We start from the raw sequence: 17930 nt of genomic DNA on the forward strand, positions 1-17930 counted from the left end.
TCCACGGCTAGAAGCCCGTATCTCAGGGCGTGGATTTCCTGCGCACGGAGAATGAGATGTTTGACCGCCGCATCCTTTTGACGACTGTCGCCGGCCTGTTTGGCCTCTCAGCCTTTCGCTGGCTGAGAGGCACTCCGGCTCTGGCTGGCGAGAAGGGCGCCGAGAAGTTCGAGATCGAGAAGACCGACGCCGAGTGGCGCGCCCAGCTCACGCCGCAGCAATATGAGATCCTGCGCAAGGAGGGCACCGAGCGGCCGGGCTCCAGCCCCCTGCTGAAGGAGCATCGCAAGGGCGTGTTCGCCTGTGCAGGCTGCGACCTGCCGCTGTTTTCCTCGGACACCAAGTTCGAGAGCGGCACGGGGTGGCCGAGCTTCTACCAACCGATCGAGGGCAATGTCGGCAAGACCGAGGATCGCACGTTCGGCATGCTCCGCACGGAGGTGCATTGCCGCCGTTGCGGGGGGCATCTCGGCCACGTCTTCGACGACGGTCCGAAGCCGACCGGGCTGCGCTACTGCATCGACGGTTTTGGACTGGTTTTCCATCCGGCCACAGCCTCGGCGACGTAAGCTTGATCCCGGCAATTGTTGCCGGCCCGGCAATTGTGCCCCGGTCATCAAGCCGGGGCCTTTGTATTTAAGCTATTGATTTAATTGAAGTCCCCGCATTGGCATAGGCCTTGCGAAGTCTCCTCCGAATGCGGCCATGGGTCCGGCGGCCGCCCGAGATCGGATTTGGAGACAAAGTTATGGGTATCTTCGATGCAATGAACACCTCGGTTGGTGGTCTGCAGGCGCAGTCCTACGCCCTTCAGAACATCTCCGGTAACATCGCGAACTCATCCACCACCGGTTACAAGGGCATCGGGACCAGCTTCGAGGATCTCATTCCCGACTCCTCGGTGCCGAGCAAGCAGGTCGCCGGCGGCGTCACCGCGCATGCGCAGGCGACCATCACCACGCAGGGCACGATCTCGGCCTCCAGCGTCGCCACCAACATGGCGATCACGGGTGACGGCTTCTTCTCGGTGGAGAAGGCGACCGGCGTCGTCGACAACGCGCCCGTGTTCAACGGCGTCACCAATTACACCCGCCGTGGCGACTTCCAGCTCAATGCCAACGGCAATCTGGTCAACGGCGCCGGCTATTATCTGATGGGCGTTACGGTCGACGCGAAGACCGGCAATCCGCAAGGCAACGTGGCGACGGTCCTGAAATTCCAGAATAACTTCATCCCGGCCCAAGCGACGACTTCGATCCAGTACGCGGCGAACCTGCCGACCCAGCCGAACACGGTGGCGAGTTCGACCGCTTCGAGCGGCTCCCTGCTGGCTGCCGGCGGGATCAATCCCTCGGATTTCACGGCGAACCCGCTGCCGGTCGGCACGCCGCCGGCGCCCTATACCAATGCGACAGTCGCCGGCGCGGCGGCCACCGGCAACATCCGCTCGGCCTATTCCTCGACAAGTGCGACAAGCACCGTTGCGCTTCAGAACAACTCGGCTGCAGCGGCGTCCACGACCACTTCCCTCGATGCCACTCAGCCCGTGCACCTCGCCTCGAGCATCCTCGCGGGTTTGAGCGGCCAGACGCTGACGGTCAACGGCAACACGATCACCTTCAACAACACCGCCACCGTCGCGACGGTCGGCAGCAACACCACGATCGGCCTTGGCGCGGGCACCACCGCCACCGTGGCCAGCATCCTGAGCGCGATCCAGACTGCCGGCGGCGCCGGCGTCACCGCGACGCTCAGCGCCAGCGGCAACATCCAAATCTCAACCGGTACCTCGACCGACGTGCCGGTCAACAGCGGCACGGCAGCGACCGCGCTCGGCATCAGCAGCATCACGCGCGGCGGCAACGTGCTGTCCGCGCCCGCGATCTCGGGCTCGACGGTGCTGAGTGGCAGCGCGGCGGCCGGTGGCGCGCAAGTGCTCTCATCAGGCTTTGCCGCGGGCGACATCATCACGGTCGACGGCCAGGCGCTGACGTTCATGGCCTCCGGCGCCGCGGGTGCGAACCAGATCAACGTGACCGACAACATCACGACCCTGCTCGGTAAAATCGATGCTCTCTCCGGCGCTTCGGGGTCGTCGGTCAGCAGCAGCGGCGTGATCACCCTGAATACCGGCACGGTCTCCAACCTGTCGGTATCCAGCTCCAACAGCTCCGCCTTCGCGGCACTAGGCTTCACCTCGACCATCACCAGAATCGCGACGGCGGCGGCACCGCCGGTACCGGCACCGTGATCGGCAACGACATCGCGACCTTCACCAAGGAATCGATCAGCGGCGGCGCGGTTACCGCCTACAACGCAGCCGGTACGCCGGTGAACCTGCAATTGCGCTGGGCCAAGACCGACAGCGCGTCGCTTGGCAACGGCCACACTGACAGCTGGAACCTGTTCTACCAGACCGATCCGTCGCCGGCCGGCACGGCGCCCGGCTGGGTCAACACGGGGCAGACCTTCACCTTTGCCGCCGACGGTTCACTGCTCTCGCCGAGCGGCTCGGGCATCACCATCAACAACGTCTCCGTCAGCGGCCAGCAGCTCGGATCGGTCGCTTTCAACATATCCTCGGGTGGACTGACGCAATATGCGAGCACCAGCGGCGCGGTGACCATCAACACCATCACCCAGAACGGCTACGCCGCCGGCCAGCTGCGTTCGGTCGCGGTCAACAACAACGGCCTCGTGGTCGGCACCTTCTCCAACGGCCAGAACCTCGACCTCGCCTCGGTGTCGCTGTCGCACTTCAACGGCACCAATTATCTGAAGGCGCTCGATGGCGGCGCCTACGCGGCGACGGATCAGTCGGGACCTGCAATCGACGGTGCATCGGGGACGATCAGCGGCTCGTCGCTGGAGGGATCCAACACCGACATCGCCGACGAATTCACCAAGCTGATCGTGACCCAGCAGGCCTATTCGGCCAACACCAAGGTGATCACGACGGCGAACTCCATGGTGCAGGATCTCCTGAACGTGTTGCGCTGATCGGTCTTCCGGCACGTAACGTAACCAAAGGCGGCAAGTCACCATGGGTTTGAGTTCAGCCCTCGCCAGTGCGATGAGCGGTCTGCGCGCCAACCAGGCCGCGCTTTCGATCGTCTCCTCGAACGTCGCAAACTCGCAGACGCCTGGTTACGTCACCCAGACGCCAAACCAGATCGAGGTCACCACGGGTGATTTCGGATCCACGGTAGTCACGACCGGGGTCAGCCGCGAGCTCGACACCTACGTGCAGAACCAGCTCCGCACCGAGACCGGCGGCAGCGGCTATGCCGACCAGATGGCCAACATCCTGAAACAGCTTCAGAATGTCTATGGCACGCCCGGCAACAGCGGCACGCTCGAAACAGCGCTGAACAATTTCACCAGCACGCTCCAGGCGCTGTCGACGAGCGCGGGCTCGTCGTCGGCCCAGACGGTTGCGCTCGGTGCGGCACAGGCGCTGGCGACACAGCTCAACGTCACCACCAAGGGCATCCAGTCGCTGCGCTCCAACGCCGAGCAGGATCTCAACACCTCGGCACAGCAGGCCAACGCGGCGATGAACACGATCGCCGACATCAACACCAAACTTCAGGGACTGTCTTCGAGTGATCCGTCCGCCGCAACGCTGATGGATCAGCGCGACCAGGCCATCAACTCGCTGTCCAAATTTGTCGACGTCCGCGTCACCACCGACGGATCGAACCAGGCCAACATCTTTACCACGACGGGCATCCAACTCGTCGGCGCGGGGCTCGCCTCGCAATTCACGTTCGCTTCCGCCGGCGCACTCTCGGCGACCTCGCTCTACAATTCCGATCCAGCCAAGTCCGGTGTCGGCGCGTTCAACATCAAGCTTCCGAACGGCGCTCAGCTCGACGTCGTCGCCAACAACGTGGTGTCCTCCGGCCAGATCGCGGCGGATCTGAAGTTGCGCGACCAGACGCTGGTGCAGGCACAGACCCAGGTCGACCAGCTCGCCGCGACGATGTCGAGCGCGCTCTCCGACAAGACCACGGCCGGCAGCGCGATCGCAGGTCCACCCGCGGGTTTCCAAATCGATCTCGCCGGCGTCGCACCGGGCAATACAGCCAACATCACCTACACCGACACGACGACCAACACGCAGCGCCAGATCACGCTGGTCAATGTGACCGACCCGGCGGCGCTGCCGCTTCAGAACGCCACCAACGCCAACCCCGTGCAGGTCGGGGTCAATTTTTCGGGTGGCATGGCCTGCAATTGCGGCGTCCCTGAACAACGCGCTTGCCGGGACGCACCTGACATTCTCCCCGGCCCCGCTGCCTGCGACTGCCACAAGCTTGCAGGTCACGGACGACGGTACCGGCCTCGCCAAGGTCAACTCGTCCACGATCACCAAGACGATCTCGTCGCTGACCTCGGGCAGTCCGCAACTGCCGCTGTTCACTGATGGTGGTCAGGCGCTCTATACCGGTGCGATCACGGCATCGGGTTCGCAGATGACCGGCCTTGCCGGTCGCATCGCCGTGAACACGCAGCTCACCAACGATCCGACTCGGCTGTCGGTCTACAGCACCTCGCCGGTGACGCCGGCAGGCGACACCACGCGCTCTGACTTCCTCTATTCCCAGCTCACCTCGACGGTGTTCTCCTATTCACCGCAGACGGGACTCGGCTCGGCGAGTCAGCCGTTCAGCGGCAGCGTCTCGAACTACCTGCAGCAGTTCCTGAGCGTCCAGAGCAACGCATCGACCCAGGCGACCCAGCTCCAGCAGGGCCAGAGCGTCGTGGTGTCGACGCTCCAGGCCAAGTTCAACTCGACCTCCAGCGTCAACCTGGACTCGGAGATGTCGAACCTGATCCAGCTTCAGAACGCCTACGCGGCCAATGCCCATCTCATGTCGGTGGTGCAAAGCATGATGACCACGCTGCTCCAGGCTCAAGGGTAACCACGCGTATCAAGTGTAAGGGCGCCGCAACATGTCGATCAGCAGCATCAACTACTCTTCGTCGGTCCTCGGCGCGCAGATCCGCAACATCAACCAGCAGCTCACCGACCTGTCGACGCAGCTCTCGACCGGCAAGCTGTCGCAGAACTATTCCGGCATGGGGACCAACGAAGGCTTTGCGATCGCCTCGCGCTCACAATTGTCCGACATCGCCGCCTATACCGACACGATGACAAACGTCAACGTCAACATCAACCTCGCCAATACGGCGCTGCAGTCGCTGACGACGATCCGCAACACCGTGCAGACGGGTTCGGCCACCTCCTCGCAGGCTCTCAACGTCAACGGCCAGACGGTGGCGCAGAACACCGCCGCCGCACAGTTCGGCTCGATGGTCGGCGTTCTCAACACGCAGGCGGGCAATCGCTATCTGTTCTCCGGAACCGCGGTCGGCACGCAGTCGGTCGCCAACGCCGGCGATATCATCAACGGCACCACGACGCAGGCGGGATTCAAGACCGTCATGGCGGAGCGCCGGGCCGCCGACCTCGGCGCCAACGGCATGGGGCGGCTGGTGCAGACGCAGCCGACGCCGAGCTCGGTGAAGGTGTCCGAGGACGTCGCGGGATCGCCATTCGGGTTGAAGATCGCCGCGGTCTCCTCGACGTTGACGGGCGCGACCCTCACCGGTCCGAGCGGCTCGCCGGTGTCGTTCTCGGTGGATCTCAACGGCGTCAACCCGAACAGCGGCGACAAGCTCAGCGTGCAGTTCACGCTACCCGACGGCTCGACGGAGCAGATCGACCTGACCGCGTCCAGCGCGACACCGACGCCGCTCGGGAGCTTTGCGATTGATGCAAGCACCCCCGTCAACCCAAACAACACCGCGACGAACCTCAACACCGCGCTGAACACCGCCATCACGAAGCTCGCCAACACGTCGCTGGTGGCGGCATCCGCCGTTACCGCCGGCGACAATTTCTTCAACACGGACAGCTCGGCGATCGGTGCTGCCAAGACCAACCAGGCGGCCCCGGTGGCACCTATCAGCGGCGCCACCGCGCTGTCGGGCACCGCGCCGTCGGACTCGATCTCGCCCGGCTTTTCCGCCGGCGACACCATCACCGTCAACGGCACCACGCTCAGCTTCGTCGCCTCCGGTGCGACCGGCAACCAGCTCAACGTCACCGATAGCATCCAGACGCTGATGAGCAAGATCGACTCGATCACGGGCACTTCGAAGCCGTCGACGATCCACGGCGGCGCGGTCACGATCAATACCGACGATGCGGCGAGCCTGAGTATTTCGACCAGCAACACGCTGGCAATGAACGCGCTCGGATTCGCCTCGCAGCCGATCACCGCGACGCAGCCGCCGCTGCGTGTCGGCTCTTCGCCGGCGAGCTCGGCGACGACGCTGGTGAACGGCTCGGCCACGACCGTGAAATGGTACACCGGCAATGACGGGCCCGGCTCGCCGCGCTCGACGGCCGTGGCACGGGTCGACGATTCCGTCACGGTGCAATATGGCGCGCAGGCCGACGAGGATGCGATCCGCCGTCAGTTGCAGGCGATTGCCGTGTACGGCACGTTCTCGACGTCGCCGACCGGGCAATATTCCGGCGCCCAGGTGACGGCGCTGAGCCTGCGCACCACTCAGGCGCTGACGCCGCAGCCCGGGCAACAGCGCGTCGAGGACATCCAGACCGATATCGCGATGGCCCAGAACACGATGAAGGACGCGACCACGCGCCAGACCCAGGCCAAGGCGCAGCTTCAGACCATCATCGATCAGGCGGAATCGGCTTCTCCCGACCAGGTCGCGAGCGAAATCCTGTCGCTCCAGAACGCGCTCCAGGCGTCCTACCAGACTACCTCCAATCTCGCGCAGCTCTCGCTCGTCAAGTACCTGTAAGGGCGCATTAAGGCGCCGTTAACCATGCCTGTTTACCTCTTGGTGAGGATTTGAACGGGGGCGGAGCCGTCGATGTCGGACAAGGTGCAACTGGTGGTGGCCACGCCGTGTTTCGGCGGGCAGGTGTCGAGCATTTACGCGAGCTCGATCTTCGCGCTCCAGCGCGCCGTGCACGGCATGTCCAATCTCGAGCTCAAGGTGCACTTGCGGGACGGCGATGCGCTGATCACGCGCGCAAGGGCCAATCTGGTCACACTGTTCCTGGACGATCCCAAGGCCACGCATTTCCTGTTCATCGATGCCGATATCGGGTTCAAGCCGGAGCAGGTATTTCGGCTGGTCAGAATCCGGGGCTGATGTCGTCGCCGGGTGCTATCCGATCAAGCGGGTCAACTGGGACAAGGCGAAGCGGGCGATCCAGTCCGGCCGGGCCGACGTACCGGCGGCCTCGCTCGATTACGTGCTCGAGATCGAGGACCCCGACCGCATCGTGGTGGTCAACGGCTTCACCCGCGTGCGCTATGCCGGCACCGGCTTCCTGATGATCCGTCGCCAGGCGCTGGAGGCGATGTGCCGCCATCCGAACTATGCGGGCTTGCAGTTCTTCCGCGAGCATTCGCACGACGCGCTGGCGACGAGCCAGAATCGGTTCGCATTGTTCGAATGCATGATCGATCCGGCCACCGGCACCTACCTGTCGGAAGACTTCGCCTTCTGCAAGCGCTGGACCGACATCGGCGGCGAGATCTGGGCCGATATCCAGAGTTCGCTCGACCATGTCGGCCCTTCGGTGTTCCACGGCGACATCACCTCGCAATTCGCGCCGGCACCCGCGGTTGCAGCCGATGCGGCGTGAGCCTTTCGGGATGAGCGCCGGCGCATCCCGTCTGTCAGATACCGAGCGAGCGTCCGACGGCGGCTCGCGCTACCGCCTGCGCGATCTCTTCACACCGCTGGATACGCTGCTAGTGTCCGGCGGAGACCAGCGGCTGGCGCTCGACCCGAAACATCGCGTCAACGCCTATGGCTGCGCGCCGTCGCCCGCGCCGGATCTCTGGAATTTCGCCTCGTCGACCGCATCGCCGATCTCGCAGGCTGCCTATGATCGCGCCGCGCTGGCGCGCGAGGAACTGGTCCACAAATCGTTGTTCGACGAGGTCGAAATTGCCTTCGACAGGCGCTGCGAGGACATGCGTGACGAATTGCGCGGCTACCTTCAGCTGCCGCCGCGCGTGGACATCGTGTTCTCGCCGTCGGGCACCGATTCGCAGCTTCACGCGCTGTTCCTGGCGCGCGCCGCACTCGGCGGGCTGCCGGTGACGATCGTGGTCGGGGCCGACCAGACCGGAAGCGGCACCGCGCATACCGCGCGCGGCCGCCATTTCGGCACGGTGACGGCGAGCGGCTTCACGGTGCGCAAGGACAGTGCGGTCGCGGGCCTCGCCGGCGAAAGCATCGCGGTGCCGCTGCTTGACGCCGAATCCGACATTGCGATGCGTCCGGATGCGGATGCCGCGGTGTTGCGCGCGGTCGAAACCGCGATCGCGCAGGGCACGCCCGTGCTGCTCCAGATCATGGATTCGTCAAAGCTGGGCTGGCGCGCGCCAAGTGCCGCCTGCCTCGACGAGATCGCGCGGCGCTGGCCCCGCAAGGTCCAGATCGTCGTCGACGCCTGCCAGGCGCGGTTGGGGCGGCGGCGGCTGCGCGCCTATCTCGACCGCGGCGACATGGTGTTGATCACCGGATCGAAGTTTTTCGGTGGCCCTGCGTTCAGCGGCGCGCTGCTGGTGCCAAAAGGTCGGTCACGGTCGCTCGACCGCATTGGCGAGATCGCGCCCGGCTTCTTCGACTATGCCGGCCGCAGCGACTGGCCGATGGCATGGACGGCGCTGCGCTCGCGCTTCGCGCGCCGGCCGAATTTCGGTCAATGGCTGCGCTGGGAGGCGGCGCTGGCGGACATCGGCAACTATTACGCGGTGCCCGGAGCATTCCGCGCCAGGGCCATGGCCGAGCTTGGGGCCGGTATCGACAGCATGATCGCATTGTCGCCGTCGCTTCGGGCCGTTCCGACCGCGTTCGACAAGGCCGGCGTGGATGACCAGGAATTCGCCCACCCCACGATCTTTCCGTTCACGCTGCTGCGCAATGGCAAGCCGGCCTCCATCGCCGACACCAGCGCCGTGCATCGCGCGCTGGCGCGCGACGTGAACGATGAGATCGGCGGCAGCGCGGCAGACCGGGGGGTCGCCGCGCAGCGCTGCCTGGTCGGCCAGCCGGTTCGGCTCGAGCGGTCCGATCATGCGCCGCAAGCGGTACTGCGGCTATGCGTCGGCGCAGGGCTGGTGACGGAAGCCTGGTCGGCGGACGAGGCGCAAGCGCGACCCAATCTTCAGCATGTCCTCGATCAAATCGCTCATATCATGGTGAAGGTCGAACTGGTGCTCGACCGCGCCATGGGCGCGGTATCGCCGGATACGCCTGTCCTCGGGTTTTGAAATGCAACATCCAGTTCAATCGCCGATCTCAACCACCGATGCCCCGTTTGCCGAGCGCATCGGTTTTGCGCAATTGACGCGCCAGGCTTTCGAGGGCGTGGATCTGCTCCCGTTGCGCGATCATCTCGTTGCGAGGATTTCCGAAGGCACAGCGCACGCCGGCGAGGGGCTTGATCTGTCGTTGATCGTCCAGCTGCTCGGCGACAAGCAGGCGGGGCTTGCCATCCAGGCCGAAGTGCTCACCTTTCATCGGCTGTTTCGTTCGCCTTGCACGGTCGAGAAGCCGCGTCTGCGGGTGCTTGCGCTAGCGGCCGCGATCGACATGGGCGGCAATACGCCGATCGAGTTTCTGCTCGAGCAGTCCGAGATCGAGCTGTTGACGCTCTATGTGGTCGATGGCGTCGGTCTGCCGGAGCAGCTGCCGGACCACGACGTCGCCATCGTCGTCGCATCCGATTCCGAAGAATGCCGCGAGGCGCTTGCCGGGATCGAAAAGGCCGCGCCGTATTGGCCGCGGCCGCTGCTCAATCGCCCGGGTCTCATCGGCAATCTCGATCGCGACAAGCTGTATCGGCTGCTGATGGGCATTCCAGGTCTCGAGATTCCCGCGACCATCCACGCCAGGCGTGCGCAACTGGCGGACCTCTCCGCGGGCCGGATTGCTTGCAAGGACATCGCAAGCGAACTGCGCTTTCCGATGATCGCGCGGCCCCGCGGCACGCATGCCGGCGTCGGGCTCGCGAAGCTCGACGACGCCTCGGCGCTCGCTGCCTATCTCGTCGAGCGCGAAGAGCATGACTTCTTCGTCGCGCGCTTCGTTGACTATGTGAGCCCCGACGGGCTCTACCGCAAATATCGTCTCGCGATGGTCGACGGCAAGCCTTACGCTTGCCACATGGCAATCGCTGAACGCTGGGACATCTGGTATCTCAACGCCTACATGGCGTTCAGCGAGGAGAAGCGTGCTGAAGAGGCCGTCTTCATGCTCGACTTCGACCACGCCTTCGCTGCGCGCCACAAGAGCGCGCTCGACGAGATGAGCAGGCGCGTCGGCCTCGATTATTTCATCGTCGATTGCGCCGAGAACCGGGAACGCGAGCTGCTGGTGTTTGAGGCTGATAACACCGCAGTGGTGCACAACATGGATTCGCCTTTGGTGTTTCCGTACAAGCCGCCGCAGATGCGCAAGATCTTCGCCGCGTTCACGGCGATGCTGTCGCGCCATGCGAAGGCAGGCGAGGGGAGTGCAAGATGAACGAGATCGTTCGCGACGCGCAGGCAGCCGTCACCGGCACCTCGCTCGACCCGCAGGACTGGACGGAGTTTCGCGCGCTCGCCCATCGTATGCTCGACGAAACGATCGATGGCATCGCCAATGTACGCGCGCGGCCGGTCTGGCAGCCGATTCCCGATGAGGTTCGCGCGGCGCTTCGGGCCGAGGTGCCGCGCAACGCCACCGATCTGGCCGAGGTCTATCGTCAATTCTCCGAGCACGTCGCGCCTTATGCGACCGGCAATGTCCATCCCGGCTTCATGGGCTGGGTGCATGGCGGCGGCACGGCGGTGGGCATGCTCGCGGAGATGCTCGCGGCGGGCCTCAACGCCAATCTCGGCGGACGCGATCACATGCCGATCGAGGTCGAGCGCCAGATCGTCGACTGGATGCGGCGACTGTTCGCATTTCCGCAAGGTGCGAGCGGCATCTTCGTCACCGGCACGTCGATGGCCAATCTGATGGCGGTGCTGGTCGCGCGCACCGATGCGCTCGGCGCGCTGGCGCGACAGCACGGCATCGGCAACGATGGCGCGCTGCTCACGGCCTATGCGTCGAAAGCGGCGCATGGCTGCATCTCCAGGGCGATGGACATTGCCGGGTTCGGCACCGATGCGCTGCGCAAGATCAACGTCGATGCCGATCATCGCATCGACGTCGCCGCGCTGCGCGCGCAGATCGCGACGGATCGTGAGGTCGGCTTCAAGCCATTCCTGGTCGCGGCGTCTGCCGGCACGGTGGACATCGGCGCGATCGATGATCTCAGGGCCATCGCGGATTTGTGCCGAGAGGAGGGAATCTGGTTTCACGTCGACGGCGCCTTCGGCGCGCTCGCTATCCTTTCGCCCGAGCTGACGCCGTTGCTCGACGGCATCGAGCTTGCGGATTCGATCGCGCTCGACTTCCACAAATGGGGCCAGGTGCCTTACGACGCCGGCTTCCTGCTGGTCCGCGACGGTGAACGGCATCGGCAGGCCTTTGCGCAGCCGGCGGCCTATCTCCAGCGTGAGGCGCGGGGACTTGCGGCCGGCGCGGTCTGGCCCTGCGATCTCGGACCCGATTTGTCGCGCGGCTTCCGCGCGCTGAAGACCTGGTTCACGCTGAAGACGTTTGGCACCGACCGGCTGGGCCAGGTGATCACGCGAAGCTGCGCGCTGGCGAAGTATCTCGAAGCGCGTGTGCTCGCAGAGCCGCGGCTGGAATTGCTCGCGCCCGTCAATCTCAACATCGTCTGCTTCCGCTACCGCGCGGACAATGCAGTCAATCGCGAGATCGTCGCCGATATTCAGGAATCCGGTATCGCTACGCCGTCGGGGACGACGCTGGACGGCAGATTCGCGATCCGCGCCGCAATCGTCAATCATCGCACGGGCGAGACCGATATCGATGCGCTGCTGGCAGCCGTGCTGGAATTCGGCGCACGCCGGACGGATGGAGGCCTGATCGAAATCGAGGCGCCGCCACTCGCGGCGCAATGAGCCATCCGCTGGAACGACAACGGCCCCGGAGATTATCCGGGGCCGTTGTCGTTTGCGCTGGTGTTGGAACCAGGGATCAGGCAGCCGAGCTGACGTCGGCCTTGGGATGCGTCGCCTCGTACTGATCCCGCAGCTTCTCTTCGTAGGCGATCAGCTTGCGGGCATCCTTTAGTGCCCGGTAGAGATCACCGCTCATGATGTGGTTGTTGATGCCCTCGATGATCGGCCAGGCGCTCGGCACGGCGGTGACGATGTCGCGCACCAGGTTGAAATAGGTGCCGTGCTGGGTCTGCGGATCCGGCGAGATGTACATGAGCTGGACCGCGAGATAGACCAGCTTGGCCGGCGTATCGGCCGTCTCCGGCGTGAGAATGTCGCGCTCGCGCAGGATCGGGACATTCTCGCCGTCGATCAACAGCCGGGCGCGCTGGTCGGTGTTGGTGATCACGCAATTGCCGACAATGATGCGTTCGTGCGGTTTGAGCTCGACCTTGAGAGCCATGCCTGTTCTCCATCAACCCTTTTGTAACGAGCGGCGCGCGTGTCGCTGCCTGCTCCGATTTGGGTCCAATCCTTGCCCAATGTGGTTAACGGGTCGTAAACATCGGCCGTCGCGCCAAAAGATGAAGCTATTTCAGTATCTTGCGTAACGACGAGGAGGGCGCTCGAAAGTTTGCGCCAGGGCATTTTGGGCGCGACGCGGACAAACCGGCGGTTTCATTTCACGGATTGTTAGAGGCTTGGACGCACCGTGCGGCCCGTCGTTTGATCGATCTTGGTCAGACAGGACGCGTAGCTACCAGAAAGGTAACAGTATGTCCGGTATCGTTCTCTCCTCCTCGGTTCGCCAGAACCTGCTCTCCCTCCAGTCCACCGCCGACCTGCTCGCCACCACCCAGTCCCGTCTGTCGACTGGCAAGAAGGTGAACTCGGCGCTCGACAACCCCACCAACTTCTTCACGGCACAGTCGCTCGACAACCGCGCCAGCGACATCAACAACCTGCTCGATGGCATCGCCAACGGCGTGCAGGTGCTGCAGGCCGCCAACACCGGCATCACCTCGCTGCAGAAGCTGCTCGACAGCGCCAAGTCGATCGCCAACCAGGCGCTGCAGACCACGGTCGGCTACTCGACCAAGTCCAACGTCTCGACCACCATCGCGGGTGCGACCTCCACCGACCTGCGCGGCACCACGACCTATTCGAGCGCGACCGCGCTCTCCAACGTGCTGTTCTCCGGCGCAGCCGGCGGCGTCACGGCGGCGGTTTCAGGAACCACGCTGGGTGCAACGGCCGTGGCGACCTATACGGGCACCGCGATCAACGCGGCGACGACTGCCGCCAAGCTCTTGAACGGTGCGGCTGCCGGTGACGCCAATGCCGGTGTTGTCGCGGGCGATACGTTCACAGTCGACGGCAAGACCGTTACTTTTGCCTCCGGCGATGCTCCGACGACTGCGCCGACGGGTTACACCCAGATCGCGGCTTCGGCCGGCGTGACCACCGGCAATGTGTTCACGGATGCGAGCGGCAACTCGCTGGTCTATCTCGGTTCGACGACGAAGGCCTCGATCGGCGACGTGCTGACCGCGATCGATGTTGCCAGCGGTGTGCAGAGCAATGTCGCGGGCACGTTGACGGCAAACACCGGCCAGACCGCCTCGAGCGTCAACGGCAGCGGTGCGTTGCTGCTCAAGAGCTCGACCGGCGCGGATCTGAGCGTATCGGGCAAGGCAGACATCCTGAAGGCTCTCGGGCTGACCACCGCGACCGGCACGGGTAGTGCCACGGTCACGGCGGCCCGCGTCACTGCCTCGGGCAGCCTCGGCTCGTTCGTGCAGGATGGTTCGACCCTGAACGTCAACGGCAAGACCATCACGTTCAAGAACGGTGGAACCCCCGCCGCAGCACAGGTTGCGAGCGGCTCGGGCGTGAGCGGCAACATTGTCACCGACGGCAGCGGCAATTCGACGGTCTACCTCAACCAGGCCTCGATCGCCGACGTGCTGAAGGCGGTCGACCTCGCCACTGGCGTGCAGACCGCATCGAACGCCAGCGGTACGGCGACCCTGAGCACGGCAACCGGTCAAACCAACTCCTCCCTGGTTGCCGGTTCGCTGCACATCTCGACCGGCGCGAATTCGGATCTGTCCATCACCGGCACCGGGAACGCGCTGTCCTCGCTCGGTCTCACCGGTTCGACCGGCACCGGCACCGCTTTCACGGCGAGCCGCGCCGCTGCGTCCGGCGGCGTCTCGGGCAAGACCTTGACCTTCTCCTCCTTCAACGGCGGTACGGCGGTCAACGTCACCTTCGGCGACGGCACCGGCGGCACGGTCAAGACGCTCGATCAGCTCAACACGGCTCTTCAGGCCAACAACCTGTCGGCCACGATCGACGCCAATGGCCTGCTGACGGTCTCAGCGACCAACGACTACGCGTCCTCGACACTCGGATCTGCCACCGCTGGCGGTACCATCGGGGGCACGCTCACGACTGCCTTGACATGGTCGAATCCCACCGCTCCGGTTGCTGATGCTGTTGCTCAGGCCACCCGTACCAACCTGGTGTCCCAGTACAACAACATCCTGACGCAGATCGACACGACTTCGCTGGATGCTTCCTTCAATGGTGTCAACCTGCTCAACGGCGACCAGCTCAAGCTGGTGTTCGACGAGACCGGCAAGTCCAACCTGAACATCACCGGCGTGACCTTCAACTCGAAGGGTCTGGGTCTGGCCGGCCTGGTGCAGGGTACGGACTTCATCGACAACTCCTCGACCAACAAGGTGCTCACCAACCTGAACACGGCCTCGAGCACCGCTGCGTTCGGAAGCCTCCACGCTCGGTTCGAACCTCTCCGTGGTGCAGGTGCGTCAGGACTTCAACAAGAACCTGATCAACGTGCTCCAGACCGGGTCGTCCAACCTGACGCTGGCCGACACCAACGAGGAAGCCGCCAACAGCCAGGCACTGTCGACCCGCCAGTCCATCGCGGTCTCCGCACTGTCGCTGGCCAACCAGTCGCAGCAGAGCGTGCTCCAGCTGCTCCGCTAAATCGCGGCAGACATCAAAAACCTGACAAGGCGGCGGGGCTTCGGCCCCGCCGCTTTTTGCGCGAGCGCTTTGAGCGTCTTCGATCGAGCTCCGAAAAGTAACCGTCGGTTATGGTTAATGAAGCGTAAGCGCAAAAAACCGCCAACGAATTCAGTGTGATTTCCGGCGCTCGCAACGTGCACCATGGGTTCATGGTGAACCGAGGCTTATACCGGCGACGCGTGTTTCACCCTTTGTTAGCCATGTTCGCGCAGGCTGTGCTCGTCACTCGATCCATTGCGATCGAACGAAGACGCGTAAACCAGAAGGGTAAGAGTTATGTCCGGTATCGTTCTCTCTGCGTCGGTTCGTCAGAACCTGCTGTCTCTCCAGTCCACCGCCGACCTGCTCGCCACCACCCAGTCCCGTCTGTCGACTGGCAAGAAGGTGAACTCGGCGCTCGACAACCCCACCAACTTCTTCACGGCACAGTCGCTCGACAACCGCGCCAGCGACATCAACAACCTGCTCGATGGCATCGCCAACGGCGTGCAGGTGCTCGAGGCCGCCAACACCGGCATCACTTCCCTGTCGAAGCTGCTCGACAGCGCCAAGTCGATCGCCAACCAGGCGCTGCAGACCACGGTCGGCTACTCGACCAAGTCCAACGTCTCGACCACCATCGCGGGTGCGACCTCCTCCGACCTGCGCGGCACCACGACCTATTCGAGCGCGACCGCGCTCTCCAACGTGCTGTTCTCCGGCGCAGCCGGCGGCGCCACGGCGGCGGTTTCAGGAACCACGCTGGGTGCAACGGCCGTGGCGACCTATACGGGCACCGCGATCAACGCGGCGACGACTGCCGCCAAGCTCTTGAACGGTGCGGCTGCCGGTGACGCCAATGCCGGTGTTGTCGCGGGCGATACGTTCACAGTCGACGGCAAGACCGTTACTTTTGCCTCCGGCGATGCTCCGACGACTGCGCCGACGGGTTACACCCAGATCGCGGCTTCGGCCGGCGTGACCACCGGCAATGTGTTCACGGACGCGAGCGGCAACTCGCTGGTCTATCTCGGTTCGACGACGAAGGCCTCGATCGGCGACGTGCTGACCGCGATCGATGTTGCCAGCGGTGTGCAGAGCAATGTCGCGGGCACGTTGACGGCAAACACCGGCCAGACCGCCTCGAGCGTCAACGGCAGCGGTGCGTTGCTGCTCAAGAGCTCGACCGGCGCGGATCTGAGCGTATCGGGCAAGGCAGACATCCTGAAGGCTCTCGGGCTGACCACCGCGACCGGCACGGGTAGTGCCACGGTCACGGCGGCCCGCGTCACTGCCTCGGGCAGCCTCGGCTCGTTCGTGCAGGATGGTTCGACCCTGAACGTCGACGGCAAGGTCATCACGTTCAAGAACGGTGGAACCCCCGCCGCAGCACAGGTTGCGAGCGGCTCGGGCGTGAGCGGCAACATTGTCACCGACGGCAGCGGCAATTCGACGGTCTACCTCAACCAGGCCTCGATCGCCGACGTGCTGAAGGCGGTCGACCTCGCCACTGGCGTGCAGACCGCATCGAACGCCAGCGGTACGGCGACCCTGAGCACGGCAACCGGTCAAACCAACTCCTCCCTGGTTGCCGGTTCGCTGCACATCTCGACCGGCGCGAATTCGGATCTGACGATCACCGGCTCCGGAAATGCGCTATCATCGCTCGGTCTCACCGGTTCGACCGGCACCGGCACCGCTTTCACGGCGAGCCGCACGCCCGCGGCCGGCAGCATCTCGGGCAAGACCTTGACCTTCGCTTCCTTCAACGGCGGTACGGCGGTCAACGTCACGTTCGGGGACGGCACCAATGGTACGGTCAAGACCCTCGATCAGCTCAACACGGCTCTTCAGGCCAACAATCTCGCGGCAACCATTGACGCGAATGGCCTGCTCACGATCTCGACGACCAACGAGTACGCATCGTCGACGATCGGTTCGGCCGCTGCCGGCGGCGCTATCGGGGGCACGATCACGACTGCGCTGACCTGGTCGAACGCAACGACGCCGACGGTTGACGGGGTGGCACAAGCGGCCCGTTCCAACCTTGTCTCTCAGTACAACAATATCCTGTCGCAGATCGACACGACGTCGGTGGACTCCTCGTTCAATGGTGTCAACCTGCTCAACGGCGACCAGCTCAAGCTGGTGTTCGACGAGACCGCCAAGTCCACCCTGAACATCACCGGCGTGACCTTCAACTCCAAAGGTCTGGGTCTGGCCGCGCTGTTGCAGGGCACCGATTTCATCGACAACTCGGCGACCAACAAAGTGCTCAACAGCCTCAACTCAGCTTCGAGCACGCTGCGCTCGGAAGGTTCAAGCCTGGGTTCGAACCTCTCCGTGGTGCAGGTGCGTCAGGACTTCAACAAGAACCTGATCAACGTGCTCCAGACCGGGTCGTCCAACCTGACGCTGGCCGACACCAACGAGGAAGCCGCCAACAGCCAGGCACTGTCGACCCGCCAGTCCATCGCGGTCTCCGCACTGTCGCTGGCCAACCAATCGCAGCAGAGCGTGCTCCAGCTGCTCCGCTAATAACCGACTGAAATAGCTGTACTAAAACGGCGGCGGGGCTTCGGCCTCGCCGCTTTTTTGCGTTCGCACGGACCGTATAGATCCCGCGCGCTGGGCGGAGGAGGGGCGCTAACCCGGCATTAACCCTATCCCTTAAACCGCCGTTAACCATACTTTAAAGGACAGCCCCTAAAACTGGACGAAAGCCCGCTTTCCAGATCGGCGAGCCCCGATTCGTTACCCGGT

Annotated in this window: 7 protein-coding genes and 4 pseudogenes; 10 read left to right on the plus strand and 1 reads right to left on the minus strand. The window is 64.2% G+C overall.

Features of this window, described 5'->3' with window-relative positions:
• Nucleotides 1-56: 56 nt before the first annotated feature.
• From msrB to AB8Z38_RS00960, 8 genes and pseudogenes are all read left to right on the plus strand, one after another.
• Nucleotides 57-569, plus strand: coding sequence for a peptide-methionine (R)-S-oxide reductase MsrB (gene msrB, locus AB8Z38_RS00925; RefSeq protein WP_369722645.1), 513 nt, complete (start codon nucleotides 57-59; stop codon nucleotides 567-569).
• A 179-nt stretch (nucleotides 570-748) separates the two neighbouring features.
• A pseudogene (locus AB8Z38_RS00930) lies at nucleotides 749-3000 on the plus strand (flagellar hook-basal body complex protein).
• 43 nt (nucleotides 3001-3043) lie between these two features.
• A pseudogene (gene flgK / locus AB8Z38_RS00935) lies at nucleotides 3044-4928 on the plus strand (flagellar hook-associated protein FlgK).
• 31 nt (nucleotides 4929-4959) lie between these two features.
• A complete protein-coding gene (locus AB8Z38_RS00940) occupies nucleotides 4960-6843 on the plus strand; it encodes a flagellar protein (protein WP_369722646.1) in 1884 nt (627 codons plus the stop codon).
• 72 nt (nucleotides 6844-6915) lie between these two features.
• Nucleotides 6916-7699 (plus strand): annotated as a pseudogene (locus AB8Z38_RS00945) (hypothetical protein).
• Entirely contained in the window at nucleotides 7689-9338 is a 1650-nt protein-coding gene (locus AB8Z38_RS00950; protein ID WP_369722647.1) for a hypothetical protein, read from the plus strand. Before AB8Z38_RS00945 ends, AB8Z38_RS00950 begins: the two are co-directional and overlap by 11 nt.
• Before the next feature lies 1 nt (nucleotide 9339).
• On the plus strand, nucleotides 9340-10593 hold the full coding sequence (locus AB8Z38_RS00955) for a RimK family alpha-L-glutamate ligase (protein ID WP_369722648.1): 1254 nt from the start codon (nucleotides 9340-9342) through the stop codon (nucleotides 10591-10593).
• Nucleotides 10590-12089 (plus strand): aspartate aminotransferase family protein, encoded by a 1500-nt coding sequence (locus tag AB8Z38_RS00960; RefSeq protein WP_369722649.1) that lies wholly within the window; start codon nucleotides 10590-10592, stop codon nucleotides 12087-12089. The genes AB8Z38_RS00955 and AB8Z38_RS00960 overlap by 4 nt, the downstream gene beginning before the upstream one ends.
• Before the next feature lie 76 nt (nucleotides 12090-12165).
• On the opposite strand, the gene flbT is transcribed toward AB8Z38_RS00960, so the two are convergent.
• Entirely contained in the window at nucleotides 12166-12591 is a 426-nt protein-coding gene (flbT, locus tag AB8Z38_RS00965) for a flagellar biosynthesis repressor FlbT (protein WP_369722650.1), read from the minus strand.
• A 313-nt stretch (nucleotides 12592-12904) separates the two neighbouring features.
• Here flbT and AB8Z38_RS00970 point away from each other — a divergent pair.
• Nucleotides 12905-15146, plus strand: a pseudogene (locus tag AB8Z38_RS00970) (DUF1522 domain-containing protein).
• Nucleotides 15147-15464: 318 nt separating this feature from the next.
• A complete protein-coding gene (locus AB8Z38_RS00975; RefSeq protein WP_369722651.1) occupies nucleotides 15465-17705 on the plus strand; it encodes a DUF1522 domain-containing protein in 2241 nt (746 codons plus the stop codon).
• Nucleotides 17706-17930: the final 225 nt, after the last annotated feature.

The organism is Bradyrhizobium sp. LLZ17 (genome assembly GCF_041200145.1).
Classification (GTDB): Bacteria; Pseudomonadota; Alphaproteobacteria; order Rhizobiales; family Xanthobacteraceae; genus Bradyrhizobium.